The organism is Dyella sp. ASV21, assembly GCF_016428975.1.
In the GTDB taxonomy this organism is placed as follows: Bacteria; Pseudomonadota; Gammaproteobacteria; order Xanthomonadales; family Rhodanobacteraceae; genus Dyella.
In genome coordinates, this window is the sequence record NZ_JAELTT010000060.1 from 1 (window position 1) to 24,054 (window position 24,054).

The 24,054-nt window shown below is 64.3% G+C and carries 19 protein-coding genes; 12 read left to right on the forward strand and 7 right to left on the reverse strand.

The features are described 5' to 3' along the window. Positions 1 to 1,660, reverse strand: a 1,660-nt coding sequence (locus JHD67_RS16540) for a catecholate siderophore receptor Fiu (protein ID WP_199100336.1), incomplete at its 3' end; no start/stop codon positions are given. A gap of 293 nt (positions 1,661 to 1,953) precedes the next feature. On the opposite strand from JHD67_RS16540, the gene panE reads away from it, so the two are divergent. Beyond that, positions 1,954 to 2,883: a 2-dehydropantoate 2-reductase gene (panE, locus tag JHD67_RS16545; RefSeq protein ID WP_199100337.1), complete on the forward strand. Its 930-nt coding sequence runs from the start codon at positions 1,954 to 1,956 to the stop codon at positions 2,881 to 2,883. Here the strand turns inward: panE and JHD67_RS16550 are convergent. Then, positions 2,874 to 4,133 (reverse strand): patatin-like phospholipase family protein, encoded by a 1,260-nt coding sequence (locus JHD67_RS16550; protein WP_199100338.1) that lies wholly within the window; start codon positions 4,131 to 4,133, stop codon positions 2,874 to 2,876. The genes panE and JHD67_RS16550 overlap by 10 nt on opposite strands. 192 nt (positions 4,134 to 4,325) lie before the next feature. Beyond that, positions 4,326 to 6,461 (reverse strand): M13 family metallopeptidase, encoded by a 2,136-nt coding sequence (locus JHD67_RS16555; protein WP_199100339.1) that lies wholly within the window; start codon positions 6,459 to 6,461, stop codon positions 4,326 to 4,328. A 245-nt stretch (positions 6,462 to 6,706) separates the two neighbouring features. Between JHD67_RS16555 and JHD67_RS16560 the strand changes: the two genes are divergently transcribed. The 3 genes from JHD67_RS16560 to JHD67_RS16570 all read left to right on the forward strand — a co-directional run bounded on the left by JHD67_RS16560 (position 6,707) and on the right by JHD67_RS16570 (position 10,357). After that, a complete protein-coding gene (locus JHD67_RS16560) occupies positions 6,707 to 6,850 on the forward strand; it encodes an LrgB family protein (RefSeq protein ID WP_199100340.1) in 144 nt (47 codons plus the stop codon). Between the two features lie 131 nt (positions 6,851 to 6,981). Continuing rightward, positions 6,982 to 8,670: an alkaline phosphatase family protein gene (locus JHD67_RS16565; RefSeq protein ID WP_199100341.1), complete on the forward strand. Its 1,689-nt coding sequence runs from the start codon at positions 6,982 to 6,984 to the stop codon at positions 8,668 to 8,670. 157 nt (positions 8,671 to 8,827) lie between these two features. Continuing rightward, complete coding sequence (locus JHD67_RS16570; protein ID WP_233171983.1) at positions 8,828 to 10,357, forward strand: multicopper oxidase domain-containing protein; 1,530 nt, start codon at positions 8,828 to 8,830, stop codon at positions 10,355 to 10,357. A gap of 115 nt (positions 10,358 to 10,472) precedes the next feature. Here the strand turns inward: JHD67_RS16570 and JHD67_RS16575 are convergent, their stop codons facing one another. After that, complete coding sequence (locus tag JHD67_RS16575; RefSeq protein WP_199100342.1) at positions 10,473 to 12,263, reverse strand: M14 family metallopeptidase; 1,791 nt, start codon at positions 12,261 to 12,263, stop codon at positions 10,473 to 10,475. Beyond that, a complete protein-coding gene (locus tag JHD67_RS16580; protein ID WP_199100343.1) occupies positions 12,260 to 12,934 on the reverse strand; it encodes a DUF502 domain-containing protein in 675 nt (224 codons plus the stop codon). Before JHD67_RS16580 ends, JHD67_RS16575 begins: the two co-directional genes overlap by 4 nt. Positions 12,935 to 13,061: 127 nt before the next feature. Here JHD67_RS16580 and JHD67_RS16585 point away from each other — a divergent pair, with 127 nt between their 5' ends. Next, the gene (locus JHD67_RS16585; RefSeq protein ID WP_199100344.1) at positions 13,062 to 13,586 is read left to right on the forward strand and encodes an RNA polymerase sigma factor; all 525 of its coding nucleotides are present in this window, start codon (positions 13,062 to 13,064) and stop codon (positions 13,584 to 13,586) included. Then, positions 13,586 to 14,248 (forward strand): hypothetical protein, encoded by a 663-nt coding sequence (locus tag JHD67_RS16590; RefSeq protein ID WP_199100345.1) that lies wholly within the window; start codon positions 13,586 to 13,588, stop codon positions 14,246 to 14,248. The genes JHD67_RS16585 and JHD67_RS16590 overlap by 1 nt, the downstream gene beginning before the upstream one ends. Here JHD67_RS16590 and JHD67_RS16595 read toward each other — a convergent pair. After that, positions 14,206 to 14,709: a DUF4442 domain-containing protein gene (locus tag JHD67_RS16595; protein ID WP_199100346.1), complete on the reverse strand. Its 504-nt coding sequence runs from the start codon at positions 14,707 to 14,709 to the stop codon at positions 14,206 to 14,208. The genes JHD67_RS16590 and JHD67_RS16595 overlap by 43 nt on opposite strands. A 608-nt stretch (positions 14,710 to 15,317) precedes the next feature. On the opposite strand from JHD67_RS16595, the gene acnD reads away from it, so the two are divergent. The 3 genes from acnD to JHD67_RS16610 all read left to right on the forward strand — a co-directional run bounded on the left by acnD (position 15,318) and on the right by JHD67_RS16610 (position 21,424). After that, positions 15,318 to 17,912: a Fe/S-dependent 2-methylisocitrate dehydratase AcnD gene (gene acnD, locus JHD67_RS16600; RefSeq protein WP_199100347.1), complete on the forward strand. Its 2,595-nt coding sequence runs from the start codon at positions 15,318 to 15,320 to the stop codon at positions 17,910 to 17,912. Positions 17,913 to 18,074: 162 nt separating this feature from the next. Next, positions 18,075 to 19,265: a 2-methylaconitate cis-trans isomerase PrpF gene (gene prpF, locus JHD67_RS16605; protein WP_199100348.1), complete on the forward strand. Its 1,191-nt coding sequence runs from the start codon at positions 18,075 to 18,077 to the stop codon at positions 19,263 to 19,265. Positions 19,266 to 19,423: 158 nt separating this feature from the next. Further along, positions 19,424 to 21,424: a prolyl oligopeptidase family serine peptidase gene (locus JHD67_RS16610; protein ID WP_199100349.1), complete on the forward strand. Its 2,001-nt coding sequence runs from the start codon at positions 19,424 to 19,426 to the stop codon at positions 21,422 to 21,424. A gap of 40 nt (positions 21,425 to 21,464) precedes the next feature. Here the strand turns inward: JHD67_RS16610 and trxA are convergent, their stop codons facing one another. Then, positions 21,465 to 22,328: a thioredoxin gene (trxA, locus tag JHD67_RS16615; RefSeq protein WP_343214387.1), complete on the reverse strand. Its 864-nt coding sequence runs from the start codon at positions 22,326 to 22,328 to the stop codon at positions 21,465 to 21,467. A gap of 154 nt (positions 22,329 to 22,482) precedes the next feature. Here trxA and JHD67_RS16620 point away from each other — a divergent pair, with 154 nt between their 5' ends. From JHD67_RS16620 to JHD67_RS16630, 3 genes are all read left to right on the forward strand, one after another. Beyond that, positions 22,483 to 23,124, forward strand: a complete 642-nt coding sequence (locus JHD67_RS16620) for a paraquat-inducible protein A (protein ID WP_199100354.1) — start codon at positions 22,483 to 22,485, stop codon at positions 23,122 to 23,124. After that, positions 23,121 to 23,744, forward strand: a complete 624-nt coding sequence (locus JHD67_RS16625) for a paraquat-inducible protein A (protein ID WP_199100351.1) — start codon at positions 23,121 to 23,123, stop codon at positions 23,742 to 23,744. Before JHD67_RS16620 ends, JHD67_RS16625 begins: the two co-directional genes overlap by 4 nt. Beyond that, on the forward strand, positions 23,737 to 24,054 hold a 318-nt coding region (locus JHD67_RS16630; RefSeq protein WP_199100352.1), incomplete at its 3' end, for an MlaD family protein. The genes JHD67_RS16625 and JHD67_RS16630, both read left to right, overlap by 8 nt.

Below are 24,054 nucleotides of genomic sequence, written 5' to 3' on the forward strand. Positions count from 1 at the left end.
GGGTGAGCGTGCTGCCGCCCGGCGGCTCGGCCGACACCGCGTAGTTCACGTATACCGAGCCGTTCGGCGCAGGCTTGTAGAGCACGCCCAGCTTCCAGTTCCACAAGTTATCGCTGACGCGCGTATTCAGGCCCGGCACGATGCTGGCGCTGGGCAGGCTGCCGCAAACCGGGTTGCCCTTGGTGCCGCACTGCACGGCGCTGCTGTAGTCGGTGGTGTAGTGATCCATGCGCACGCCGGCATTGACCTGCCAGCGTTCGGCGAACTTGAGCGTGTCGAACACATAGGCCGACGCTGTGTCGGTTTTGCCATTGGTGTAGGCGCCGGTCTGTGCGTACGCGGGCACGCTGACGTTCCAGTTCGGGTCGTACAGATTGGCCGCCGGCCACAAGGCACCATTGACTGAGGCCTGGCCGATGGTGGTGGCCTTTTCTTGGGTCAATTCGATGCCGGTGCTGAGGTTATGCGTGATGGCGCCCGTGTCGAAGTTGGCGGTGAGGTTGGCCTGATCGGTGAGGATGCGGTTGGCCGAATGCTTGAACGTCGGGTTGCTGCGGGCAATCGTCCAGGTGGAGGGATCGCTGGGGTTGGGCGTAAGCAGGTTGGCCGCGCTACCCATGAACGAGGTGAGCAGATAATCCTCGGTGGTGCGACCCCAGCGCAGTGTGTTGTGCAAGGTCACGTGGTCGTTGAAGTCATGTTCCACGCGTGCGGTGAACATGTCCGCCCTGACGCGATCGTGGTCGGCGGCGGTGCCGTAGAAGTTGGACGAATCCACCTCCGGCGCGTTCGTGAGAAACGGGCGCTTGGGGTCGGGCGAGCTGTAGCCGGGCAGGCCGATGGTCGGCACGCCGCCATCGGGTGTGTTGTCCTGCTTCACGTGCAGATAGTTGAGATAGACGCGCGTGGCCGTGCCCAGGCCGAAGGCGAAGCTGGGCGCGACGCCCCAGCGATTGTTCTGCACCTGGTCACGCCCCGGTACGCCGCTGTCCTGGCCCATGACGTTGAGGCGGAACGCGGCACTGCTGCTCACCGCCTGGTTCCAGTCGGCGGTGGTGCGACGCTGGTCCGCGCTGCCGTAGGAGAAGGACGCGGACACGCCATTGGCCAGTTCCGGCTGCTTGCTCACCATGTTGATGGCGCCGGTGGGGGCGGTGCGTCCGTTGTCGGTGCTGGCCGGCCCCTTGATGACTTCGACCTGCTCGGTATTGAAGATGTCGCGCGAGATGGTGCCCAGGTCGCGTACGCCATCGACAAAGATGCTGCTGGAGGTATCGAAGCCGCGCATGTAAATGGCATCGCCGGTGGAGGTGCTGCCGTTCTCGCCAACGTAGAACGTGCCCACGCCCGGGCTGTTGCGCAACGCCTCGGTGAGCGTAGTGGCGCCTTGCTCCAGGAACAGATCCTTGCCGATCACGCTGATGGTCTGGGTGGTATCCAGCACCGGCTGGGTGTACTTGGGCGAGGCGAGGTTATCCACCTTGTAGTCGCTCACGGCGGTTGCCTGCACCTGCACGCTGGGCAGGTTCTTGGGCTGCGTGGTGGCGTCTGGCGGGGTGTCGGCGGCCAGCGCGGGCTGGGCCAGCGCCAGGCCAGTGAGGAGGGTGGTAGCGAGTGCGTTGCGCGTGGCGCTGTGCTTGCGGCTCTTGATGTAGGCCATGAAATGCTCGTCGGGGCAGTGGTGGGCCGGTCAGCGCAAGCGCTGGGCCGGGCGAAACGACGAACTGGCGGTGGCGGGCGTCGGTCGCGACATGGGTGTCAAAGCGGTGAAGTGGGACAAAACCGGTGGGATCGTTGGGCGGTCCCGGGGCGGCGTGGTTGGTAATGTTATTGTTAATGAGAATGAGTTGCAATTATTGTCGGGGTGGGCGCGCGGACGCAGGCACTTGGTCCGGCTGGGGGAACGGAGGCATGCGGTAGGCTTCGCGATCTGACTGACGAGAGGATCGAGCCATGCGGATACTGGTGATTGGCGCGGGCGCCACCGGGGGCTATTTCGGCGGGCGACTGCTGGAAAGCGGCCAGGATGTGAGCTTTCTGGTGCGCGAGCGTCGTGCCGCCCAACTGGCGCGCGATGGCCTGCTCATTCGCAGCAGCCATGGCGACGCCACACTCGCCGCACCCACCACCGTGCAGGCTGGGGCGATCGATGGCAGCTACGATCTGATCCTGCTCAGTTGCAAGGCGTATCACCTGCCGCAGGTGATCGAAGACATGGCTCCCGCCGTGGGGCCGCACACGGTGATCGTGCCGCTGCTCAATGGCATGCGCCATTTGGACCTGCTCGATGCGCGCTTTGGTGCGCAGCATGTGCTCGGCGGTCAATGCGTGATTGCCGCCACGCTGGATGCGCAAGGCGTGGTGCGTCATCTCAACGCGTCGCACGGGCTGACCTTTGGCGAGCGCGATGGTTCGCGCTCACCGCGCGTGGAGCGCGTGCTGGCGGTCATGTCGCAAGCCAAGTTCGAGCCGCGCCTGAGCACCACCATCCTGCAGGACATGTGGGACAAGTGGGTGTTTCTCGCCTCGCTCGCCGGCATGACGTGTCTGATGCGCGCACCGGTGGGCGACATCATGGCGGCGCCGGGCGGCGAGTGGGCGACCTTGCAGATGTTGGACAACTGCCGCCGCGTCGCCGAGCTTCAGCAGCATGCCCCCAGCGACGCCGTGCTGGCGCGTGCGCGCGGCGTGCTTACCGAAGGCGGTTCGGCGCTCAGTGCCTCGATGATGCGGGATCTGGAGCAGGGCGCTCCGATCGAGGCTGACCATGTGGTTGGCGATCTGCTGGCGCGCGCCGGCGCCGAGGGCGATTCATTGACGCTGCTGCGCACGGCATATGCGCATCTGAAGGCCTACGAGGCCCGGCGCGCGCGTCAAGGCTGAGTGCGTTCCAGCGGCTTGCCGTCGCCGATGTCCGGGTCGTCCATGGGGCATGAGGGTGGGCCTTTCACCGGCATGCTGCGTGCCATCAGGTTGCGCCGCAGGCCTTGCTCCGGCGTCACCCACAGGCGTCCTCTGGCCGCGCAATCGGCGGCATAGTCGAACAGCGCGCGCATGGTCTGCGGGTGGAAATCGATGAAAGTGCCCATCGGGTAGTCCATCGGGATCAAGGTCATCTCGAACTGCATGTCGAGCTGGCGCGCGAGGGCAATCGTTTCGGCTACCGCTTCGCGCGTCTTGTACACCAGCCCCGCGCCGAAACTGTTGGTGAGAATGTTGATCGTCTTCACCGGCGTGCTCTTGGGAAAGCGGTGCATCTGTCCGTTGACGATCATGTAGATGTGCGCGCCGCGCAGCGAGGACAGGGTTTCCGGATGCAGTTCGGCAATCAAGGGCGTGGTGAACACCGCCGCGGTGACGCTGCCATCCACATGCATTTCGTCGTAGTGGTGCACGCCGTCGGTTACGTGCATCAGCACCGGCGGAAACATGCCAGGCACACTGGCCGACGCCACCAGCACATCGCGGAAGGTTTCACGGGCGCGCTCGCCGCCGAGCGTGGCGATAGCGCCCATGTCCCACAGCATGGTTTCCTGCTTGTCGATATCGGTGGTGGCGACCAGCAAACGCCGTCCTTTGGCGTTTTCGCGTGCGACGGCTTGGATCATCGCCGGGGTCACAAAGCTGTCTACCAGTTGGAACAGCGGGCCGTGATGAAAACCCAGTGGCACCAGCAGACGCGCGAACAGCGTACGCTTGGGCGAATGCAGCAGCGCGGTCGTTTTGTCGCCGCCCAGGGCCTGTTGCATGGCATCGTCCCAGTCGCTGCCCAGGTAGGCGAAGGGGGCCATCAGAGCGCCCACGCTCACGCCAGTCACCAACGCGTACCGTGGGCGGGCGTGTGCGCGGCTCAGGCCGGTCAGCGCGCCCACGCCAAAGGCGCCGCCCGAGCCGCCGCCGGAAATGGCGAGTATGTCCAGCGAGCCGCCGGTGGCTGAGTTTCGAATGCCCTGGAAGAACTCCGGCGAGCGCTTTACGAACTGCTCCATGTCCGAGGCCAGCAGACGAACGGTGGTGTCGTAACCCTCCGGCATGGCGCCGGAGATCAGCCGTGGCGGCGCCGGTTGCCGGGGCGCGCCGGCGCAGCCGGTCAGCGCGGCCATGGCCAACAGCAGTAGTGCGGCAATGCGCATCGTGGCTCCCCAGGGATACGGGCGCGCGCATGGAACCATGTAAATGGTGCACGGCTCGTGTGCGCGCACGATGCACTTGCCATGGGATAGGGGCAAGCGGCGGCGCAACGAAAAAGGCGCCGTGCCTGCGCACGACGCCTTCCGGATCTTGCAGAAGCTAGGGCCGCCGCGCCGAAGCGCGGCGGCGGGGGCTTACCAGATCTTCACCTGCTTATCGCCCGAACGCACCATGGTGTCGCCCGGCTTGCACTGGAACGCCGTGGCAAACGCTTCCATGTTGGACGGCGCGCCGATGGCACGCAGCGAGGCCGGAGCATGCGGGTCGGTGTTGAGGCGCAGCAGCGCCTCCTTCTCACGCACGCTGCCGCGCCACACGCGGGCCCAGTTGAGGAAGAAACGCTGGTCCTGGGTGTAGCCCTCGATCTTCTCGCCGGCTTCCTGGGTGTTCTTCTTCAGCGCTTCCTGCAGGGCGTCGTACGCCACGTTCAGGCCGCCCAGGTCGGCGATGTTCTCGCCCAGGGTCAGCTTGCCGTTGACGTGCGCATCCGGCTTGTTCTTGATCGGCGTGTAGTCGTTGAACTGCTGGACCAGCTTGTCGGTGCGCGCGTCGAACTTCTCGCGGTCGGCCTTGGTCCACCAGTTGACGTTGTTGCCTTCGCCGTCGAACTGGCTGCCTTCATCGTCGAAGCCATGGCTGGCTTCGTGACCGATCACCGCGCCGATGCCGCCGTAGTTGATGGCGTCGTCACCGTTGGCGTAGAAGAACGGGGGCTGCAGGATCGCGGCCGGGAAGTTGATGGTGTTGTCGGTCGGGTTGTAATAGGCATTGACCGTCTGCGGGGTCATGCCCCACTCCAGGCGGTCGGTGGGCTTGCCGATCTTGGCCAGGTCGTACTGGTAGTTGAACTTGGCGGCGGCCTGCACGTTGCCGTAGTAGTCGCCCGGCTTCACTTCCAGGCCCGACCAGTCACGCCACTTGTCCGGGTAGCCGATCTTGGGCAGGAAGGTATCCCACTTGGCGATGGCCTTGGCCTTGGTCTCGTCGCTCATCCAATCGAGCGTCTGGATGCGTGCCTTGAGCGCATTGCGCACGTTGTCCACCAGCTCCTTGGCGCGGTCCTTGGCTTCCGGGGTGAACACCTTGGCCACGTACAGCTGGCCCAACGCTTCGCCCATGGACTCGTTCACGCCGCCCAGCACGCGCTTCCAGCGCGGCTTCTGCTCCGGCTGGCCGGCGAGGGTCTTGCCGTAGAAGTCGAACTTGTTGTCCTGGAAAGCCTTGCTCAGGAACGGCGAGGCATCGTCAATGGCGTGGAAACGCAGGTAGGCCTGCCACTGGTCCGCCGGCGCGCTGGCCAGCAGCTTGTCGAATTCGGCGAAGAACTTCGGCTGCGACAGCGAGAAGCCCTTGTCGACCGTTACGCCCTGGGCCTTGAAGAAATCGTCCCAGTTGAAGTGCGGGGTGATCTTGTCCGCTTCCTTCACGCTGACGAAGTGGTACTGGTTGGCCGGGTCGCGCAGTTCCACCGGAGCCAGCGAGGCCTTGGCCAGTTCGGTTTCGAACGCCAGTACCTGGCCGGCCTGCTTCTTGGCGTCGGCCTCGGCCACGCCGGTCAGTTCCAACGCCTTGGCGATGTGGTCGACGTAGGCGTCGCGGATGTCCTTGTACTTGTCATCCAGGTAGTAGTCGCGGGTGGGCAGGCCCAGGCCGCTCTGGAACGCCACGGCGATCTGCATCTTGGCGTTCTTGAAGTCGGCGCTGGCGCCGAACATGAACACCTGCATGTCACCCTGCGAGAAGCTCTTGGTGATGTAGTCGGCGACGTCCTTGCCGTTCTTGATCGCGGCGATTTCGTCCAGGCGCGGCTTGATCGGATCAAAGCCAGCCTTTTCGATGGCGGCGTCGTCCATGCCGGCGGCGTAGAGGTAGCCGATCTTCTGTTCGATCGAACCGGCCTTGGCGTTGGCGGCGTCCTTGGCGGCAGCGTCGACGATCTCGTGCTGCGTGTTGAGGCTGTCGTCGGCCAGCTTGTCGAACGCGCCCCAGCGGCTGCGGTCGTTCGGGATCGGGTTGGCGGCCACCCACTTGCTGTTCACGAAGCCGTTGAAGTCCTGGCAGGCCTGGATGTTGCTGTCCAGTTCGCTGACATCGAACACGCTCTTGGGCGCAGCGGCCGCGGTGGTGCCGGCGGCGGCAGGGGCGGCGGCAGGGGCGGTGCTGGCGGGGGCCGGGGCGGCCTGCTGGGCCTCCTCGTGCTTACCGCAGGCGGTAAGCGACAGCGCCAGGCTCACGGCGAGCGCGATGGGCTTCATATACGGCTTGGTCATGGATTTCCCTCTGGTGGGTCGGTGCCCGCATGGGCGGCAAGGATGACGAGCGAGCGCGGGGCACCAAACCTCCGTGTCGCCATCGTGACCTTTCAGGCTAGGCCGCAAGTCACGGTCCAAACAGTGTCAAAGGTCAGGGGCGGTTTGTGCAACCAGGGCCAGCCACGCGCGGGCGGCGGGGGTAGCGCGGCCCCGTGTGGCCAGGCCCACACCAGGCGCCAGCGCAAATCCACGCTAGCCAACGGATGCGCCGCCAAGCCGCTCAGGGTGCAGGCACGGCGAAGGCCTGCGACGTGGGGACGGAAGAGGGCAGTGTCGCCAGTCTGGCCATGGTGTCGGCGGGTCCGCTTGGTGCTGTGGTGTCGCTGTTGGCGGTCTTGTTGCGCTAACGCAAACAAGTGCGACAGTCGCATGAAAATTCGATGTCGTTTTGTTATCCGCCTGTCACCTTCACTCCCTAAGGTCCGCGCCAATCAGCGCTTGAGGGGAAGCGCACCACCGCGACCGAAAGAGGCCTTTCATGCGAACCAAACTCGCAGTCTGCATTGCCGCGTGCGTTCTCAGCGCTTCCGCCGTTTCTCTCGCCCAGCTCCCGGTGCATGCGGAGGCTGTCACCGATGCCCGTTGGCACCATGGGGACTTTCATACGTCCACGCCCATCAAGCACCTGGTGGTGATCTTCCAGGAGAACGTGTCGTTCGATCACTACTTCGGCACCTATCCCAATGCCGCCAATGCGCCTGGCGAGCCGACCTTCTATGCGCGTCCGTTCACGCCCAAGGTCAATGGGCTGAGCAATGCGCTGCTCACGCACAACCCCAACCAGGCCAATAGCGCCAACGGCAGCGGCGCGATCAACCCGTTCCGCCTCGCTCGCGCACAGGCCGCCACCGCCGATCAGGATCACGACTACGGTCCGGAGCAGCAGGCGTTCGATGGCGGCGCCATGGATCTGTTCCCCAAGTACACCGGCTCGGGCGAGACGCTGCCCGGGGCACCCGCCGATGAGAATGGGGCGGGCCAGGTGATGGGTTACTACGACGGCAACACGGTTACCGCGCTATGGAACTATGCGCAGTGGTTCGCCATGAGCGACAACAGCTACAACACCACGTTCGGTCCTTCGACGCCGGGTGCGATCAACCTGGTGTCCGGCCAAACCAATGGCGTGACGCAGACGCTCAACGGCACCGGGGCCGTGGTAGCCGACGGCCAGGGCGGCCAGACGCTGATCAGCGACGCCGATCCGATCGGTGACGTGTGCTCGTCGCCGTCGGGCAATCAGGTTCAGCTGGGTGGTCGCAATATTGGCGATATGCTCAACGATGCCGGTGCGAGCTGGGGTTTCTTCGAGGGTGGCTTCGATCTGACCCACGTGAATGCCAACGGCACCACCGGTTGCAAGCGCAGCACCACGTCCAGCGTGACCAAGGTGGCCAAGGCAGACTACATCCCGCATCACCAGCCTTTCCAGTACTACACCTCCACCGCCAACCCCACGCACGCGCGTCCCAGCTCGGTGATGGCGATCGGTCATCAGGGCGATGCGGCGAACCACCAGTACGACCTCAACGATTTCTACACGGCGGTCAGCGCCGGCAACTTCCCGGCGGTGAGCTTTCTCAAGGCCTCCGGGTACCAGGATGGTCACGCGGGCTATTCCGATCCGCTGGACGAACAGCAGTTCATCGTGCACGTGATCAACTTCCTGCAGCAGCAGCCGGAGTGGCGCGATACCGCGGTGGTGATCGCCTATGACGACTCCGACGGCTGGTACGACCACCAGGCGGCACCGCGCGTGAACGCCTCCAGCAGCAGCCAGGATGCACTCGATGGCGCTGGTCTGTGCAAGGCGCACGGCACGTTGCCCGGCGTGAATGGCAACGGCCAGCCGGTACAGGGTCGTTGCGGTTACGGTCCGCGCCTGCCGCTGCTGGTGATCTCGCCGTGGGCGCGCAGCAATCATGTGGACCACACGCTGACCGACCAGAGCTCGATCACGCGCTTTATCGAGGACAACTGGCTGCACGGTAAGCGCATCGGTGGCGGTTCCTTCGACGCCGAAGCGGGCACGCTGGAGCATCTGTTCGACTTCTCCCAGCCGTTCGCCGGCCATCGCAAGCTGGTGCTGGACGAACAGACCGGCCAGCCGGTGCAACAGCCGTCGCCGTGGCCGTGGGCCAGCCTGTCCCACACGCCGCGCGGTTGATCGTTTAAGGTGATAACGACGCCCCGGGCCTCGGCCCGGGGCGTTTCGCATTTAACTCGCCTGGAGTGCCTCGCGCTTGCATCCGTCGCGTCGTCGTTTCCTGCAGGGTATGGGCTGGCTGGCTGGGGCGGGCAGTCTTCGCGCATGGGGCATGCACATGCCGATGACCATGCATGGCAAGCAGGCCGGTGCGCTGTGCCAGCACGCCGTGGCCGATCAGGCCAACGTGCCGCGCTTGCTCGATCCCACGCGTCTTGCGCCGTTCGTGGATCCGTTGCCGGTGCCCTCGGTGCTGCGTGCTTCCGCGGGTCGTCCGCTGCGGGTGGCTATGCGCGAGACCGAGCAGCGCTTTCATCGTGACCTGGCGCCCGCGCGCGTATGGACGTATGGCGGCAGCCTGCCGGGTCCGACCATCGAGGCGCGCAGCGGCGAAGCCCTGGCGGTGGAGTGGCGTAACCAGCTTCCGACCAAGCACTTCCTGCCGATCGATCACCACATCTGCGGAGCGGAAGCGGACAAGCCGGAGGTGCGCGCGGTGGTACACGTGCATGGTGCCCGCGTGCCAGCGTCGGATGATGGTTATCCCACCGATTGGTTCGTGCCAGGTCAGGCGCGCCGGCAGACCTACCCCAACCGGCAGGATGCCGCCACGCTGTGGTACCACGACCACACCATGGGCATCGAGCGGCTGAATCTGTATGCGGGCCTGTTCGGCATGTACCTGTTACGCGACGAGCACGAACTCGCACTCGGCTTGCCGTCCGGCGATTTCGAGTTGCCGCTGGTGCTTAGCGATCGCCTGTTGACCGAGCAGGGTGAGCTTTATTATCCCGTATCGGGCGTGAGCGATGCGCCTTGGGTGCCGGAAGTGTTTGGCAACGCCATGCTTGTGAACGGCACGCTGCTACCCAGGCATGATGTGCGTGCGCGCCGTTACCGCCTTCGCGTGCTTAATGCGGCGAACGGGCGATTTTTCCGATTGAGCCTGCGTGGGCAGCGACCCTTCCTGCAGATTGGCAGCGACCAGGGCTTGCTTGCCGCGCCAGTGACGCAGACCAGTCTGTTTCTCGCGCCGGGCGAGCGCGCCGATCTCATCATCGACTTCGCCGGCTTGGGCGGCAGCAGCCTGGAGTTGATGAACGATACGCTACCGTTGATGCGCTTCGACGTGGCCGCAGGGCAGGAGCGCGACGATAGTCGCGTGCCGGCGATATTGCGCGAGGTGCCGCGCACGCCGGAATCTTCGGCCTCCACCACACGCGTGCTGACCATCGATGAGTACAGCGATTGCGTGGCCGAGCCGATGCTGATGTTGCTGGACGGCAAGCATTGGCATGAGCCGGTGAGCGAGAAGCCGCGCCTGAATAGCACGGAGATCTGGAGCCTGGTGAATCTCACCGAAGACACGCATCCGATCCATCTGCATCTGGTGCGCTTTCAGATCCTGGATCGCCGACCGTTCGATGTGGACGCATACCTTGATTCAAAGACGCTGCGCTACACCGGGCCAGCGCAGCCGCCACCGGCTCACGAGGCCGGCTGGAAGGATACGGCACAGGTGTATCCAGGCATGGTGACGCGTTACATCATTCGCTTCGAGGGTTATACGGGGCGTTATGTATGGCATTGCCACCTGCTGGAGCATGCATCCAACGAGATGATGCGGCCGTTTGAGGTAGTGGGTTAGGTTCTTGTTCTATCGCGGAATGTGGGCGCGCCCCATCGCGAGAGCGCCCCCTTTCTTTCACATCGCGTCGTGAATGCCAGGCCGCGGCACTTCGCCAAGGCTGCGTGACGCAGGCTCAGTCAGCCCTGATTTGCTGCAGCGCCCCGGCGTCCAACTTGAACACCGGATACGCCCCCACATCCTGCGCGCTGTACCACGGCGAGCGCTCGAAGAAGTACATCAGGCGTGCTTCCGGGCTGGCGGCGAACGCGGGGTCGTCGTGGAGCTTTTGATCGAACGCGGCTTTCAGCGCTGGATCGTTGGCTTCCATGTCGCGCGCCAGCTTTTCCAGCACGCGTGGCTCACCGTATTCCTTGATCTCGAAGATCGCGTTGAGGAAACCCCAGCGCAGCAGCGAGTCGGGGGCCTGCGGTTCCAGTAGATGGATCGCGACATTCGCGCCGCGCTGGTTCATGGGCACGATCACCGAGCCGGCGGGAAGCTCCACCTCGCGGTTGACTTCACTGAGTTGAAAGTCACGCAGCATCAGGTGGCCTTCGAATGGCTTGTTGGCCCACTGAGGGTGGTCCAGCTGATAAGTGCCGGCCTTGACCTTGACTGCCCGCGTCAGGCGTTGGTAGCCGATGCCGTGGGCATCGAGCTTGGCGATGATCTGATCCCATTGCGCCGGGATCGCGTACGCGGCGGGTGGCGTGATGCTGAGGTCGGGCAGCAGGCCGTTCCAATTTGGAATGGTGTAGTTCTGCTTGTGGCTGGGGTCGTACTGAATCCAGTCGCTATGGGAGATGTCGCTATGCGTGATCTGGAACGCGTAGCCCTTGAACGTGTATGGCGTGGACTGCGGGTCGAGCCTGAAGGTAACCGGCACCCGCGCACTCGGGTCGGCGGCGCGAGCGATGACATGGGCATCGGCCTTGCGGTTGACGGCCAGCAGGGCGGCAGCGTCGCGCGCGACTTGTTCCAGCGTCAGCTCGACGAGATCGCGCGTGGCGAGCACGCGGTTCTCGTACGACTTGAGCATATGCGTTTCCACCAGCAGGGCGGGGCGGTTCTGCAGCGCCACGTAGCCTGTGGAAAAGCGCGGTCCGGAGCCGAAGTTCTCGATGCCTTTGCGCGGGTCGCGACCGTCCTTGAGTTCCAGGTAGATTGACTGCAGGTGGCCGCGCTTTTCATAGGCGGGCATTACCTTGTTGGCAAAGGTGTCCTGTTGCCAGGCGCTTACCGCCGGGTCCAGCTTGTGGGCATCTTCCAGATACCAGGTGAGGTCGTACTGGTAGTCCGCGCCATCGGTGGTGTGGATATCCATGAACAGGTCCGGCTGCCAGTGTTGCCACAGCTTCAACCAGTCGCGCATCTCCGGCGCGTCGGCCTTGACGTAGTCACGATTGAGGTTGAGGTACTGCGCCTGGCCGCGAAAGCCCATGCTTTCCGGGCCGTTCTGGTTAATGCGGTGATACGGCGATGAATTGGCGTGACCGTCCACGCTGAATACCGGGATGTACACCAGCACCACGTTATCGAGCAGATGCGGCAGCTTGCCGGTAACGGCGAAGTCGCGCAGCAGCATCAGGCCGGCGTCTTTGCCTTCGATTTCGCCCGGGTGGATGCCGGCCTGCACCAGTACCACCGGTCGACCCTTGGCGTGCGCGGCCACCGGGTCGAACGTGCCATCGCCGCTGGCGATCACCACCGTCATGGGGCGACCTTGCGGCGACTCGCCAAACGTCTCCAGCTTGATCTTGCCAGGCGAAGCCTGGGCCAGCCGCCGCAGGTAGTCCTGCGTGCTGGCGAGGTCCGGCGTGGTGCGGAAGTGCGAGGCCTCGGCGGGCGTGGTCCAGTCGGCGCCGTGGGCGCTGAGGGCGGCCACGACCAGCACGGTGGCAGTGAACAGGCGGCGAGGCGTCATGCAGGGTCCTGATGGTCGCCGCGCAAGGCGGCGGGCGAGGCCGGCAAGGTATCAGGCGCCACCGCGCCACCGGAAATGATGAAAGCCATGGCTTGATCCATGGTCCAGTCGGTGGGGGTGAGTTCGTCCACGGCAACCACTTCCAGATAGCCGCCGGTGGGGTTGGGCGTGGTGGGGATATACACGGCGGCCATCTCGCGGCCGGTGCCTTCCTCGATCATCACGCGGGTGACAAAGCCCACCACCTTCATGCCTCGGCGCGGAAAGTCGATCAGCACCACGCGTTGCACGCCCGAGGGCTTCTGCTGCAATACCGCCATCAATTTCTTGGTGCCGCCATAGATGGTTTGCACCAGCGGAATGCGCGCCAGCAGGGCGTCGAAGCCATCGATCAGGCGCTGGCCGATCATGCGGTTGGCGAGCCAGCCGACGGCATAGAGCACCGCGAGCGTAAGCAGCAGGGCCAGCACGAACAGCAGCACGGCGCTGTCCAGGGCGGCAGCGGCCTTGGGCGAACTGGCGGCCAGCGAGGCGAGCAGGGCGGACACCAGGGGCGCGCCGATGCCTGCCAGCAGGCTGAGCACGAACTTGAACACCACCCAGGTCACCCACAGGGGAATGACGGTGAGCAGGCCGGTAAGCAGGTAGCGTTTTAGGCGCAGGCGAGGCATGGATGGGTACCCGGGGGACGGAGTCAGGCATTGTAGGCGAGAGCTCGCGCTGGGGTTGCCCGGGCGGCGCTGTGATTTTTTCTCCAGGCTGGCGAATCACTGAATCATCAGCACGCGGATAAAGCGGATGAACAAACGGGATCACCAGCGGTTCGAGGCTTTGTTGCACGAGCACCGGGGCATCGTCTTCAAGGTGGCGGGGGCTTATGCACGCGACATGGAGGATCGTCGCGACCTGGCGCAGGAGATCTGCACCCAGTTGTGGCGCGCCTTTCCCAGCTTCGATGAGGCGCGGGGGCGTTTCTCCACCTGGATGTATCGGATCGCCCTGAACGTAGCCATTTCCCAGCATCGCCGGGTGAGTGGCGAGCCGGCCTTTGTGGAATCGCTGGGTGCCGAGCATCTGGAGCAGATCGGTGTGGAGGCGGTGGTCGAGCCCGACGAGCGACTGACGGCCCTGTATCGCTTTATCGGTGAACTCGATCCGCTGCATCGCGCGCTGATCCTGCTGTACCTGGAAGACCGCAGTTACGCGGACATCGCCGACGTGCTCGGCATCAGCGTTACCAACGTAGCCACCAAGATCGGCCGGGTGAAGCAGCGCCTGCGGGCGCAGGCCAGCCAAGCCGCCCTGGTGGAAGGAGGCGACTAATGGAACTCGATGACTTCAAGACGGCCTGGCAGCAGCTCGATCGCCAGTTGCAGCGGCAATACGCGCTGGAGATGCATCGCTTTGAGGCGAGTGGGGTCGAGCGGGCTCAGCGGCGACTGCGCCCGCTGCGTTGGGGGCAAGTGCTGCAGATCCTTGTTGGCGTGGTGCTGATCGTGCTGTCGGCGGGGTTTTGGAGCGCGCATCGCAGCAACCTTCATCTGCTGCTGAGCGGCGTGGCATTGCACGTTTACGGTGTATTGATCGTGCTGGCATCGGCACGCAACCTGTACCTGATCGGTCGGGTCGATTACGGCCAGCCCGTCGTGGTGATCCAGAAGCGGCTGGCCCAACTACGCGCCTGGCGAGTCGGCGTGGAAGCACCGGTATTTGGCGCGCTTGGTTGCTTTATCTGGATACCGCTGGTGCTGGTGCTGTTCGACGCGTGGTGGAATGTGGACCTGTGGGCGCACGCGCCGGGCGTGGTGTGGGGCTTTGTTGCCAGCGGCGTGGGTTGCCTGCTGGTGTTGCTCGGCATCGTGGCATGGTCAAGGCGGCCAGGGCGCGAGCGCTTTGCCGCCGCCCTCGGCCGTGAGGCCGCTGGCGGAAGCATTGCACGGGCTCAGGCTGCGCTGGAGGACGTGCTTGCGTTCGAGCGCGCTTGATCCTCGCTGGTGCGCGCCTTGGGCTTCAACCGCACGTAGAGCTGTTTGCGTACCTTGGCGACCACCTCACCGCTACGGGTGGTGATGTCCACGTCGAACCAGCGCAGCACCTTTTCGCCGTCGGCCGCATCGCGTCGCAACTCGTTCACCACGGCCGGCTCCAGCTTGAAGTGGGCGTATACGTCTTCGCGGCCCGGCGCGACGAAATCGATGGTGCCGGCCTTGTCCCACACAAAGTAATCGTTACCTAGCTGATGCATGGCCAGCAACATCCAGAACGGATCGGTCATGGCGAACAGGTTGCCGCCGAACTGGGTCCTCACGTAGTTGCGGTTCCACGGGCGCAGGCGCAGCACCACCCGCAGCTCCGACCAATCCTCCGACACGTATTGCACGCGGATGCTGTTGAACAGGAAGGGCGGCCACAGGTTCATCAGGCGGCGAAAAGTGGAAGCGCGCATATCGGGGCTTTCGGGGGAGGGGCGGCTAGGATAGCGCAAGCATACGTATGCGTATGTTTGTGGTATCCCCTTCGCTTGTGCGCTGTCGGCGCATGCGTGCTGCCCTGGCCATATGCACCACCGCGCCACGGCACATGGGCGGTGCATGCCGGGTCGCCGGCAAGCGCAATAGGGTCGATGTGTTGATTGTTCCAATCAACCGTCCAGCCGCATTTCCGGGTGTCGGCCCAGCATGCGACATAAGTCGTACAACGCTTGCGGGAGGCCTGCGGGCGTACGTTCTCGGCGTGCTGGAACATGCGCTTGCCACGCTCGTCGGTTCGGTGGGCCAAGCACAAGCCGGTGCGGTACACTGGGCGCTTGAAGGCGCGGCTGTTCGACCAACCCTTCATCCCGGGTGAAATGTTCGCCTTCGTCGCCGATACATGGGGTTTCCCGTGCTGTTCGGATATCGCGCGGGCGGCACTTCCACCCGCTCGAGCGCGCGCTGCCTGGGTCCGCGAGACCCGCCGGTGCGGGCCGATTGAGCAGCGGTGAACGCAGGCGGCGGGCGCAGGTCGCAAGCCTTCTGCGGTCCGCCGAACGTCATCCCTAGGGTTTCCCACATCATGAATACCGCCTACCGCAAACCTCTACCTGGCACGTCGCTGGACTATTTCGACGCGCGCGCCGCCGTGGAGGCGATTGAGCCGGGTGCTTACGACACATTGCCGTACACCTCGCGCGTGCTTGCCGAAAACCTGGTGCGCCGTTGTGATCCGGCGATCCTCGCCGATTCGCTCAAGCAAATCATCGAGCGCAAGCGCGAGCGCGATTTTCCGTGGTTTCCGGCGCGTGTGGTATGTCACGACATCCTGGGCCAGACGGCGCTGGTCGACCTCGCGGGTTTGCGCGATGCGATCGCCGAGCGCGGTGGCGATCCGGCGAAGGTGAATCCGGTGGTGCCGGTGCAGCTGATCGTCGATCACTCGCTCGCCGTGGAATGCGGCGGCTTCGATCCGAACGCGTTCGCCAAGAACCGCGCCATCGAGGATCGCCGTAACGAAGACCGCTTCGACTTCATCAACTGGACGAAGAGGGCGTTCGAAAACGTCGACGTGATCCCGCCGGGCAACGGCATCATGCACCAGATCAATCTGGAGAAGATGTCGCCGGTGATCCAGGCACAGGGCGGTGTCGCCTATCCGGATACCTGTGTGGGCACCGACAGCCACACGCCGCACGTCGATGCGCTCGGCGTCATCGCGATCGGCGTGGGTGGCTTGGAAGCCGAGAATGTGATGCTCGGCCGGGCCTCGTGGATGCGCCTGCCGGACATCATCGGCGTCGAACTCACCGGCAAGCGCCAGCCCGGCATCACGGCGACCGACATCGTGCTCGCGCTCACTGAGTTCCTGCGCAAGGAGAAGGTGGTCGGCGCGTATCTGGAATTCCGTGGCGAAGGTGCGGCGAGCCTCACACTGGGCGACCGCGCCACGATCTCGAACATGGCGCCCGAGTACGGCGCGACGGCCGCAATGTTCTTCATTGATGGCCAGACCATCGATTACCTGCGCCTTACCGGCCGTAGCGATGAGCAGGTAAAGCTCGTGGAGACCTACGCCAAGACGGCCGGCTTGTGGGCCGACTCGCTTGGGCACGCACAGTACGAGCGCACGCTCACGTTCGATCTTTCGTCCGTGGTGCGCAACATGGCCGGTCCGTCAAATCCGCACAAGCGCTTGCCGACGTCCGATCTCGCCGAGCGAGGCATCGCCGGCACGTGGGAAGAAAAGCCGGGCCAGATGCCCGATGGCGCGGTCATCATTGCTGCGATCACCAGCTGTACCAATACCAGCAACCCGCGCAACGTGATTGCCGCCGCCTTGTTGGCACGCAACGCGAACGCGCGTGGTCTGTCGCGCAAGCCATGGGTAAAGAGTTCGCTCGCCCCCGGGTCCAAGGCGGTGGAGTTGTACCTGAAGGAGGCGAACCTTCTGCCTGATCTCGAAAGGCTCGGCTTTGGTATCGTCGCGTTCGCCTGCACTACGTGCAACGGCATGTCCGGCGCACTCGATCCGGCGATCCAGCAGGAGATCATCGACCGGGATCTGTACGCCACGGCCGTGTTGTCCGGCAACCGCAATTTCGATGGTCGCATCCATCCCTATGCGAAGCAGGCGTTTCTGGCCTCGCCGCCGCTGGTCGTTGCCTATGCGATTGCCGGCACCATCCGCTTCGACATCGAGAAGGACGTGCTCGGTGTCGATACCCACGGGCAGCCCGTTACGCTTAAGGACATCTGGCCGAGCGATGAGGAGATCGATGCGATTGTCGCCTCCAGCGTGAAGCCCGAGCAGTTCCGCAAGGTCTACGACCCCATGTTCGCGCGTTCGGCCAGCGCGGGCGTGCGCGCGGCGCCGCTTTACAACTGGCGGCCGCAAAGCACGTATATCCGCCGTCCGCCGTATTGGGAGGGTGCGCTGGCAGGCGAGCGCACGCTGAAGGGCATGCGACCGCTGGCGGTGCTCGGCGACAACATCACCACTGATCATCTTTCGCCGTCCAATGCGATTCTGCTGGACAGTGCGGCCGGCGAGTACCTCGCCATGATGGGCCTGCCGGAAGAAGACTTCAATTCCTACGCGACCCACCGCGGCGACCATCTGACGGCGCAGCGCGCGACGTTTGCGAATCCGACCCTGGTCAACGAAATGGCGGTGGTCGATGGCGCGGTGAAGAAGGGGTCGCTTGCGCGCGTGGAGCCGGAAGGCCGCGTGATGCGGATGTGGGAGGCGATCGAGACGTACATGGATCGCAAGCAGCCGCTGATCGTGATCGCGGGTGCCGACTACGGTCAGGGTTCGTCGCGTGACTGGGCTGCCAAGGGTGTACGCCTCGCGGGCGTGGAGGCGATCGTCGCCGAAGGCTTCGAGCGCATCCATCGCACCAACCTGATCGGCATGGGCGTGCTGCCGCTGGAGTTCAAGCCCGGCACAAGCCGTACGACGCTGGGCATCGACGGCACCGAAACGTTCGACGTGATCGGTGCACGCAAGCCGCGCGCGGATCTTACGCTGGTGATCCATCGCAAGAACGGCGAGCGCGTGGAGGTGTCCGTCATGTGCCGCCTCGATACGGCCGAAGAAGTGTCGATCTACGAAGCCGGCGGCGTGCTGCAGCGCTTTGCGCAGGACTTCCTCGAGGCTTCGCAGGCGGCGTAAAGGAAGCCTGCCGGCTGCGCCTTCGGCCGCCCGCCCGTCATTCCTGCGTTCGCAGGAATGACGGATTCATCGGGAGATGGCGGGTGGACGGCGCGGCCGCTGGCATCACCCGCATTCGTGACCCGGGCCGAGGCTTGGCCCAGTCAACACAGGACAACATCGATGGCATCGCTTCCCCAGATCCGCATTCCTGCCACTTACCTGCGTGGCGGCACCAGCAAAGGCGTGTTTTTCCGCCTGCTCGACCTGCCCGAGGTGGCACAGCAACCGGGTGCCGCGCGCGATGCCTTGCTGCTGCGTGTGATTGGCAGCCCCGATCCCTACGGTAAGCAGATCGACGGGATGGGTGGTGCGACCTCCAGCACCAGCAAGACCGTGATCGTGTCCAAGAGCAGCCGGCCGGATCACGATGTCGACTACTTGTTCGGCCAGGTCGCCATTGACAAGGCCTTCGTTGATTGGACCGGCAACTGCGGCAACCTGTCGGCGGCCGTCGGTCCGTTCGCCATCGCGGGTGGTCTGGTCGATGCGTCGCGCGTGCCGCACGACGGTATCGCCACCGTGCGAATCTGGCAGGCGAACATCGGCAAGACGATCATCGCTCACGTGCCCATATCCCAGGGCGAGGTACAGGAGACCGGCGATTTCGAACTCGACGGCGTGACATTCCCGGCAGCGGAAGTGCAGCTCGAATTCCTCGATCCCGCCGCTGAAGAAGAGGGCGCGGGTGGCGCGATGTTCCCCACCGGGAACCTGATCGATGATCTTGACGTGCCGGGCGTGGGTACGCTCAAGGCCACGATGATCAACGCGGGCATTCCGACCATCTTCGTCGAGGCGGCGGCGATCGGCTATACCGGCACCGAGCTGCAGGATGCGATCAATAGCGACCCCAAGGCGCTCGCGATGTTCGAAACGATCCGCGCGCACGGTGCATTGCGCATGGGCCTCATCCGCTCGTTGGAGGAAATTGCCACGCGCCAGCACACGCCCAAGATCGCCTTCGTCGCCAGGCCGGCCGATTACGTTTCGTCCAGCGGTAAGCACGTCGCTGCCGGCGATATCGATCTGCTGGTGCGTGCCATGTCGATGGGCAAGTTGCACCACGCGATGATGGGTACGGCCGCGGTCGCCATCGGCACCGCGGCAGCTATCCCGGGCACGCTTGTGAACCTGGCGGCGGGCGGCGGCGAGCGTCAGGCCGTGCGCTTTGGACATCCCTCAGGCACGTTGCGGGTAGGCGCGGAGGCGACGCGGGTCGATGGCGCATGGACCGTCACCAAGGCCATCATGAGTCGCAGCGCGCGCGTGCTGATGGAAGGCTGGGTGCGCGTGCCAGGCAGCCCTTTCTGACCCTGCGCGCCTTACCCTTGATGGCATAGGCTTACGATCTGCCGGGTCGAGGGATGACACCCGGCCGGCATGCCTGGCAGCGATGTCGACGGCCGGGGCCTTCTGGCGTACCGTGTCGCGCAGCGGCGTGTGGGACACGCAACATCAAGGGGGTAGAAATGAAGCGGACGCTTAAGCGCTGCCTGCACATGGCGGCCGGTTTTGGGTTGGCCTGGGCCTTACCCGCATGGGCTGGAACGGTGTCCTTCGAGGACCTGGCCAAGCACATGCAGTACAACGAGGTAAAGATTTCCGGCGACGGGCATTACCTGGCCGCCACCGTGGTGGTGAAAGACAAGCCGATGCTGGCGCTGATCGACCTGAGCACCGAGAAGGGCGTGATGGTGACGCCGCGCGAGGGCAACCAGGTCGTCAACTTCTGGTGGGCCAACAACAAGCGAGTGTTGTACACCGAAGGCACCAAGGTGTCGGGTTGGGATCGTCCGTTCGCCACGGGCGAGATCTTCGGCGTCAATGCGGATGGTACGGGTGCGGCCCTGCTGTTTGGCTACCGCGCAGGTGGTACCTCCAACAGTGCCACCATGATCAAGAAAGTGACGTCCGAGCGCGCCAGCGCCAGTCTGGTTTCTACCCTGCCCAACGATGACAACCATGTCCTGATCGGGGTCGACCCTTGGGACGAGGGCAGCGACGGTGCATTCACCACGGCCTACCTCATGGATGTTCGTGATGGATCCAAGCGTCCGGTAGGCAAGGCACCGCTGCGCAATGCGGAGCTGCTGGCGGACCATCATGGCGAGGTGCGTTTTGCGATGGGTCTGGCCAGTCAGGGCCATTCGCAGGTCTTCTACCGGGAGGGTGACGGCAAGCCGTGGAAGCAGATTTCGCTGGGCTCCCTGGAGCACGGCGCAGAATGGCCGCTGGCTTTCAATCGCGACGACAGCGTGGTCTACATGACATGCGGCGCGCCCGGCAAAGTCGCGGCCCTATGCCCCTGGGATGTCGCCACGCAGACGCTCAAAGCTCCGGTATGGAGCAGCGCGACCAGCGACATCGAGGGGCTCGTGCACAGCCTGGATCATTTGGACGTCGTGGGCGTGTACACAGCGCCCGGCATGCCGGCGGTCGAGCCCATCATGGCGGGGGCCGATACCACCAAGGTCATCGCAACGCTTTCGAAGGCGCTGCCTGGCGAAAGCGTGCGCGTCGTTTCCAGCACGCTTAGTGGTGACAAGGCGGTGGCGCTGGCATCCTCGGATATGGATCCGGGTGAGTTCTATCTGTGGGACAACGCGACCGGCAAGGCTACGTTCTTATTCAAGCGCGCTTCGTGGATCAAGCCTGATCTGATGGCATCCATGCAGCCGGTGGAGTTCAAGGCGCGCGATGGCCTGACCGTGCATGCGTATCTCAGCATGCCGCCGGGTCGCGAAGAGGCCAAGCACTTGCCGCTGGTGATGTTTATCCATGGCGGTCCGTTTGGCATTCGCGATTACTGGCAGTTCGATCCTTACGTGCAGATGATGGCCACCCGTGGCTATGCGGTACTGCAGGTGAACTATCGCGGTTCGGGCGGCTACGGCTATGGCTTCGAGCGTGCCGGCTACCGCCAGTGGGGCGGCAAGATGCAGGATGACGTGACCGATGCCACCCACTGGGCCATCGCCCAGGGCATCGCCGATCCCGGTCGCATCTGCATCTTTGGCGCCAGTTACGGCGGTTACGCCGCGCTGGAAGGCGCTGTCAAGGAACCGGACCTGTATCGCTGCGCGATCGGCTATGTCGGCGTTTACGACCTGAGCTTGATGTACAAGAACGGCGATGCGTCCAATGTGGTGTCCGCCAAGAACTACCTGCGCCTGCGGTTGGGCGACAACGAGCAGGAGCTGGCCGCCCATTCGCCGATCAATCAGTTGGATTCACTGAAGGCGAACGTGATGCTCGTGGTCGGTGGACAGGACACCCGTGTGCCGCCGGAGCATGGCCAGAAGTTGCATGCTGCCCTGCAGAGTCGCGGCATTGCGCACGAGTGGTTGTACAAGTCCGACGAAGCGCACGGTTTCTACAACGAGAAGAACACCGTGGAGCTGTTCGAGCGGATCAACCAGTTCCTTGATCGCAATATCGGCGGTGCGTCGAGCGCGGTGGGTTCGCACTGAGTATGCATCGGGCGGGGCGTTTACGCCCCGCCCGATGTGCTCAGAACACCAGCGATGCCATGCGGCGGCGGTAACGGCCGACCAGTTCGGCGTCGTCGAGGGTAGCGAAGGCGGCCAGCAAGCGCTTCTTGGCCTGGCCGTCGTTCCAGTCGCGGGCACGTTCCAAGATGGCAAGGAACTGCTCCAGACCGGCTGCGGCATCATCTTCCAGCAATAAGCGCACGCCCAACAGGTCGCGGGCTTCCCAGTCGGCGGCATTGGCCTGCACACGCTGCTGCAATTCGCCCAGCGAGGGCGCCCCCTGGAGTGCGCGTGCCAGATCGAGCTGGTTGCGCAGGCGTACGGCGCGACCATCGGTGGCCAGGTTGGCGGGCAGGACGGCGAGTTCGGCTTCGGCCGCGTCGGCCTGGCCGGCGCGCATCAGCGCCAGGGCGAGGTCGAGCTTCAGCTCGGCATTGTCCGGCTCGGCGGCAATGGCCTGCTGAATACGATGGATGGCGGCTTCTGGTGCTTCCGGGGCCTCGGCTTCGGCGGGGCCGGCATCGTCCGCCAGCGCCTGTATGTGACGGGTGAGGAACTCGCGCAATTGACCTTCCGGCAGCGCACCGGCAAAGCCGTCCACGATCTGGCCGTCTTTCACCAGCATGACAGTGGGGATGCTGCGGATGCCGAACATCGCCGCCAGCTGCTGGGACTTGTCCACGTCCACCTTGGCCAGGCGGAAGGCGCCGTTGAACTCGGCAGCGAGCTTTTCCAGCATCGGGCCCAGGGTTTTGCATGGGCCGCACCAGGTTGCCCAGAAATCGACCAGGATCGGCGTGGTCAGCGAGGCTTGCAGCACCTCGGCTTCGAAATTGTCCTCGCGCACGTCAAAGACATGCGTATCGGCGGTCGTGGCACTCACTGGGGACTCCCTTGGACGAATGGCCTTCAGATCAGGGCCGACGGGCAGCATATCAAGGTCGCCCGGGCTTCTCGCCGCCGTGTGTATGCGCATCGTGAACACGGTGCCGAACGGCCTATCGGCGTTTGCCATCGATATTTGCGAAAATCCCCCGATGACCACGCCCGTGCCAGGCAGCCAACCCGATATCGCGCCCCCACGGCTGTGGGTTTGCGAGCATTGCGATACGGTGTATCACCGGCGCGAGCTGGCATGCGGCGAGGTGGCCCGCTGTGTGCGCTGCGATGCCATCCTGGCGCGCTATCACAGCATGGGCGTGCGCGGCATGCTGGCCCTGGTGATCACCGCCATGATCGCCTTCACCCAGGCCAATATCTGGCCCATCGTTACCCTGGGCCTCAACGGCCAGCTCATCAGCACCACACTGTGGGGCTGCATCGTGATGATGTGGAAGGACCATTCGCAGGTGGTCTCGGTGATTGCCGCCTGCACGCTGTTTTTCTTTCCCATCGGCAAGATGTTGCTGTTGGGCTGGGTCTTGCTGTTCGCCCGTACGGGGCGGCGCGCGCCGGGCTTTCGCCTGGCGATGGTCACGCTTTATCACATCGGTCCGTGGACCATGAGCGAAGTATTCGTGCTGGGCGCGCTGGTGGCCATTGTGAAGGCGCATATGTACTTCGATGTGATCCCCAATGTGGGTGTGTTTGCCTACGGCGTGCTGATGATGATCATCACCGCCTTCGCCAGCATCGACGTGCGCCGGCTGTGGGACCTCACCGAGGAGCGGCCGGCATGAGTCGATTGCCGCGCGCCCGCGAGCTAGGCCTTATCGGATGCCATGTTTGCGGCCTGGTATGCCGTGATATCAGCGAGCCCGACGCCGCGTGCCCCCGTTGTGGCAGCGCGCTGCATCGCCGCAAGGCGGCCAGTTACACCCGTACCTGGGCATTGCTGATCGCTGCGTTCTTCTTCTACATCCCGGCCAATGTGCTGCCGATCATGCGGACGGTGAGCGTGGGCGATGTGGACGACAACACCATCCTCAGCGGTGTGATCGAACTGTGGGTGAAGGGGTCGCCGGACCTGGCGGTCATCGTGTTCACGGCCAGTATCGTGGTGCCAGTGCTTAAATTCTTCGCGTTGGGTCTGCTGCTGATCAGTTCGCAGCGGCGCAGCGGCTGGGCCCAGCGCCAGCGCGCCAAGCTGTACCGCCTGGTGGAGTTCATCGGCTACTGGTCGATGCTCGACGTATTTGTGGTAGCGCTGCTTACCGCGTTGGTGCAGTTCGGTTTTTTCAGCCAGGTCGAGCCTTTGCCTGGCGTGGTGTTCTTTGGACTCACCGTGGTCATTACCATGGTGGCCTCGATGACGTTCGATCCGCGACTGATCTGGGATAGCAGGGACTTCGATGACTGATAAGCCGATAACGGACGACCTGCCCGAACCCGTGGTGCAACGGCCGCGCATCAACGCCTCGCTGGTGTGGCTGGTGCCGGTCATCGCGGCACTGGTGGGCTTGTCATTGGTGATCCATGCGTGGATCGATGCGGGCCCCACCATCACCATCAGTTTCCAGAGCGCCGAAGGCCTGGACCCGGGTAAGACGCCGGTGAAGTTCAAGAACGTGGTGATCGGCCGGGTAACCGGTGTGCGCCTGAGCCAGGATCGTTCGCGGGTGGTGGCCAAGGTGGCGCTGGAGAAGAGCGCCGAGGGTTTCGCCACGGCC

Coding starts and splice junctions, on each gene's coding strand:
- JHD67_RS16555 (WP_199100339.1), bottom strand. CDS start 6,461: ATGACCAAGCCGTATATGAAGCCCATCGCGCTCGCCGTGAGCCTGGCG.
- acnD (WP_199100347.1), top strand. CDS start 15,318: ATGAATACCGCCTACCGCAAACCTCTACCTGGCACGTCGCTGGACTAT.
- JHD67_RS16550 (WP_199100338.1), bottom strand. CDS start 4,133: ATGCGCATTGCCGCACTACTGCTGTTGGCCATGGCCGCGCTGACCGGC.
- JHD67_RS16620 (WP_199100354.1), top strand. CDS start 22,483: ATGACCACGCCCGTGCCAGGCAGCCAACCCGATATCGCGCCCCCACGG.
- JHD67_RS16595 (WP_199100346.1), bottom strand. CDS start 14,709: ATGCGCGCTTCCACTTTTCGCCGCCTGATGAACCTGTGGCCGCCCTTC.
- JHD67_RS16625 (WP_199100351.1), top strand. CDS start 23,121: ATGAGTCGATTGCCGCGCGCCCGCGAGCTAGGCCTTATCGGATGCCAT.
- JHD67_RS16610 (WP_199100349.1), top strand. CDS start 19,424: ATGAAGCGGACGCTTAAGCGCTGCCTGCACATGGCGGCCGGTTTTGGG.
- JHD67_RS16585 (WP_199100344.1), top strand. CDS start 13,062: ATGAACAAACGGGATCACCAGCGGTTCGAGGCTTTGTTGCACGAGCAC.
- panE (WP_199100337.1), top strand. CDS start 1,954: ATGCGGATACTGGTGATTGGCGCGGGCGCCACCGGGGGCTATTTCGGC.
- JHD67_RS16590 (WP_199100345.1), top strand. CDS start 13,586: ATGGAACTCGATGACTTCAAGACGGCCTGGCAGCAGCTCGATCGCCAG.
- JHD67_RS16560 (WP_199100340.1), top strand. CDS start 6,707: ATGCGCCGCCAAGCCGCTCAGGGTGCAGGCACGGCGAAGGCCTGCGAC.
- JHD67_RS16575 (WP_199100342.1), bottom strand. CDS start 12,263: ATGACGCCTCGCCGCCTGTTCACTGCCACCGTGCTGGTCGTGGCCGCC.
- prpF (WP_199100348.1), top strand. CDS start 18,075: ATGGCATCGCTTCCCCAGATCCGCATTCCTGCCACTTACCTGCGTGGC.
- JHD67_RS16570 (WP_233171983.1), top strand. CDS start 8,828: ATGCCGATGACCATGCATGGCAAGCAGGCCGGTGCGCTGTGCCAGCAC.
- JHD67_RS16580 (WP_199100343.1), bottom strand. CDS start 12,934: ATGCCTCGCCTGCGCCTAAAACGCTACCTGCTTACCGGCCTGCTCACC.
- JHD67_RS16565 (WP_199100341.1), top strand. CDS start 6,982: ATGCGAACCAAACTCGCAGTCTGCATTGCCGCGTGCGTTCTCAGCGCT.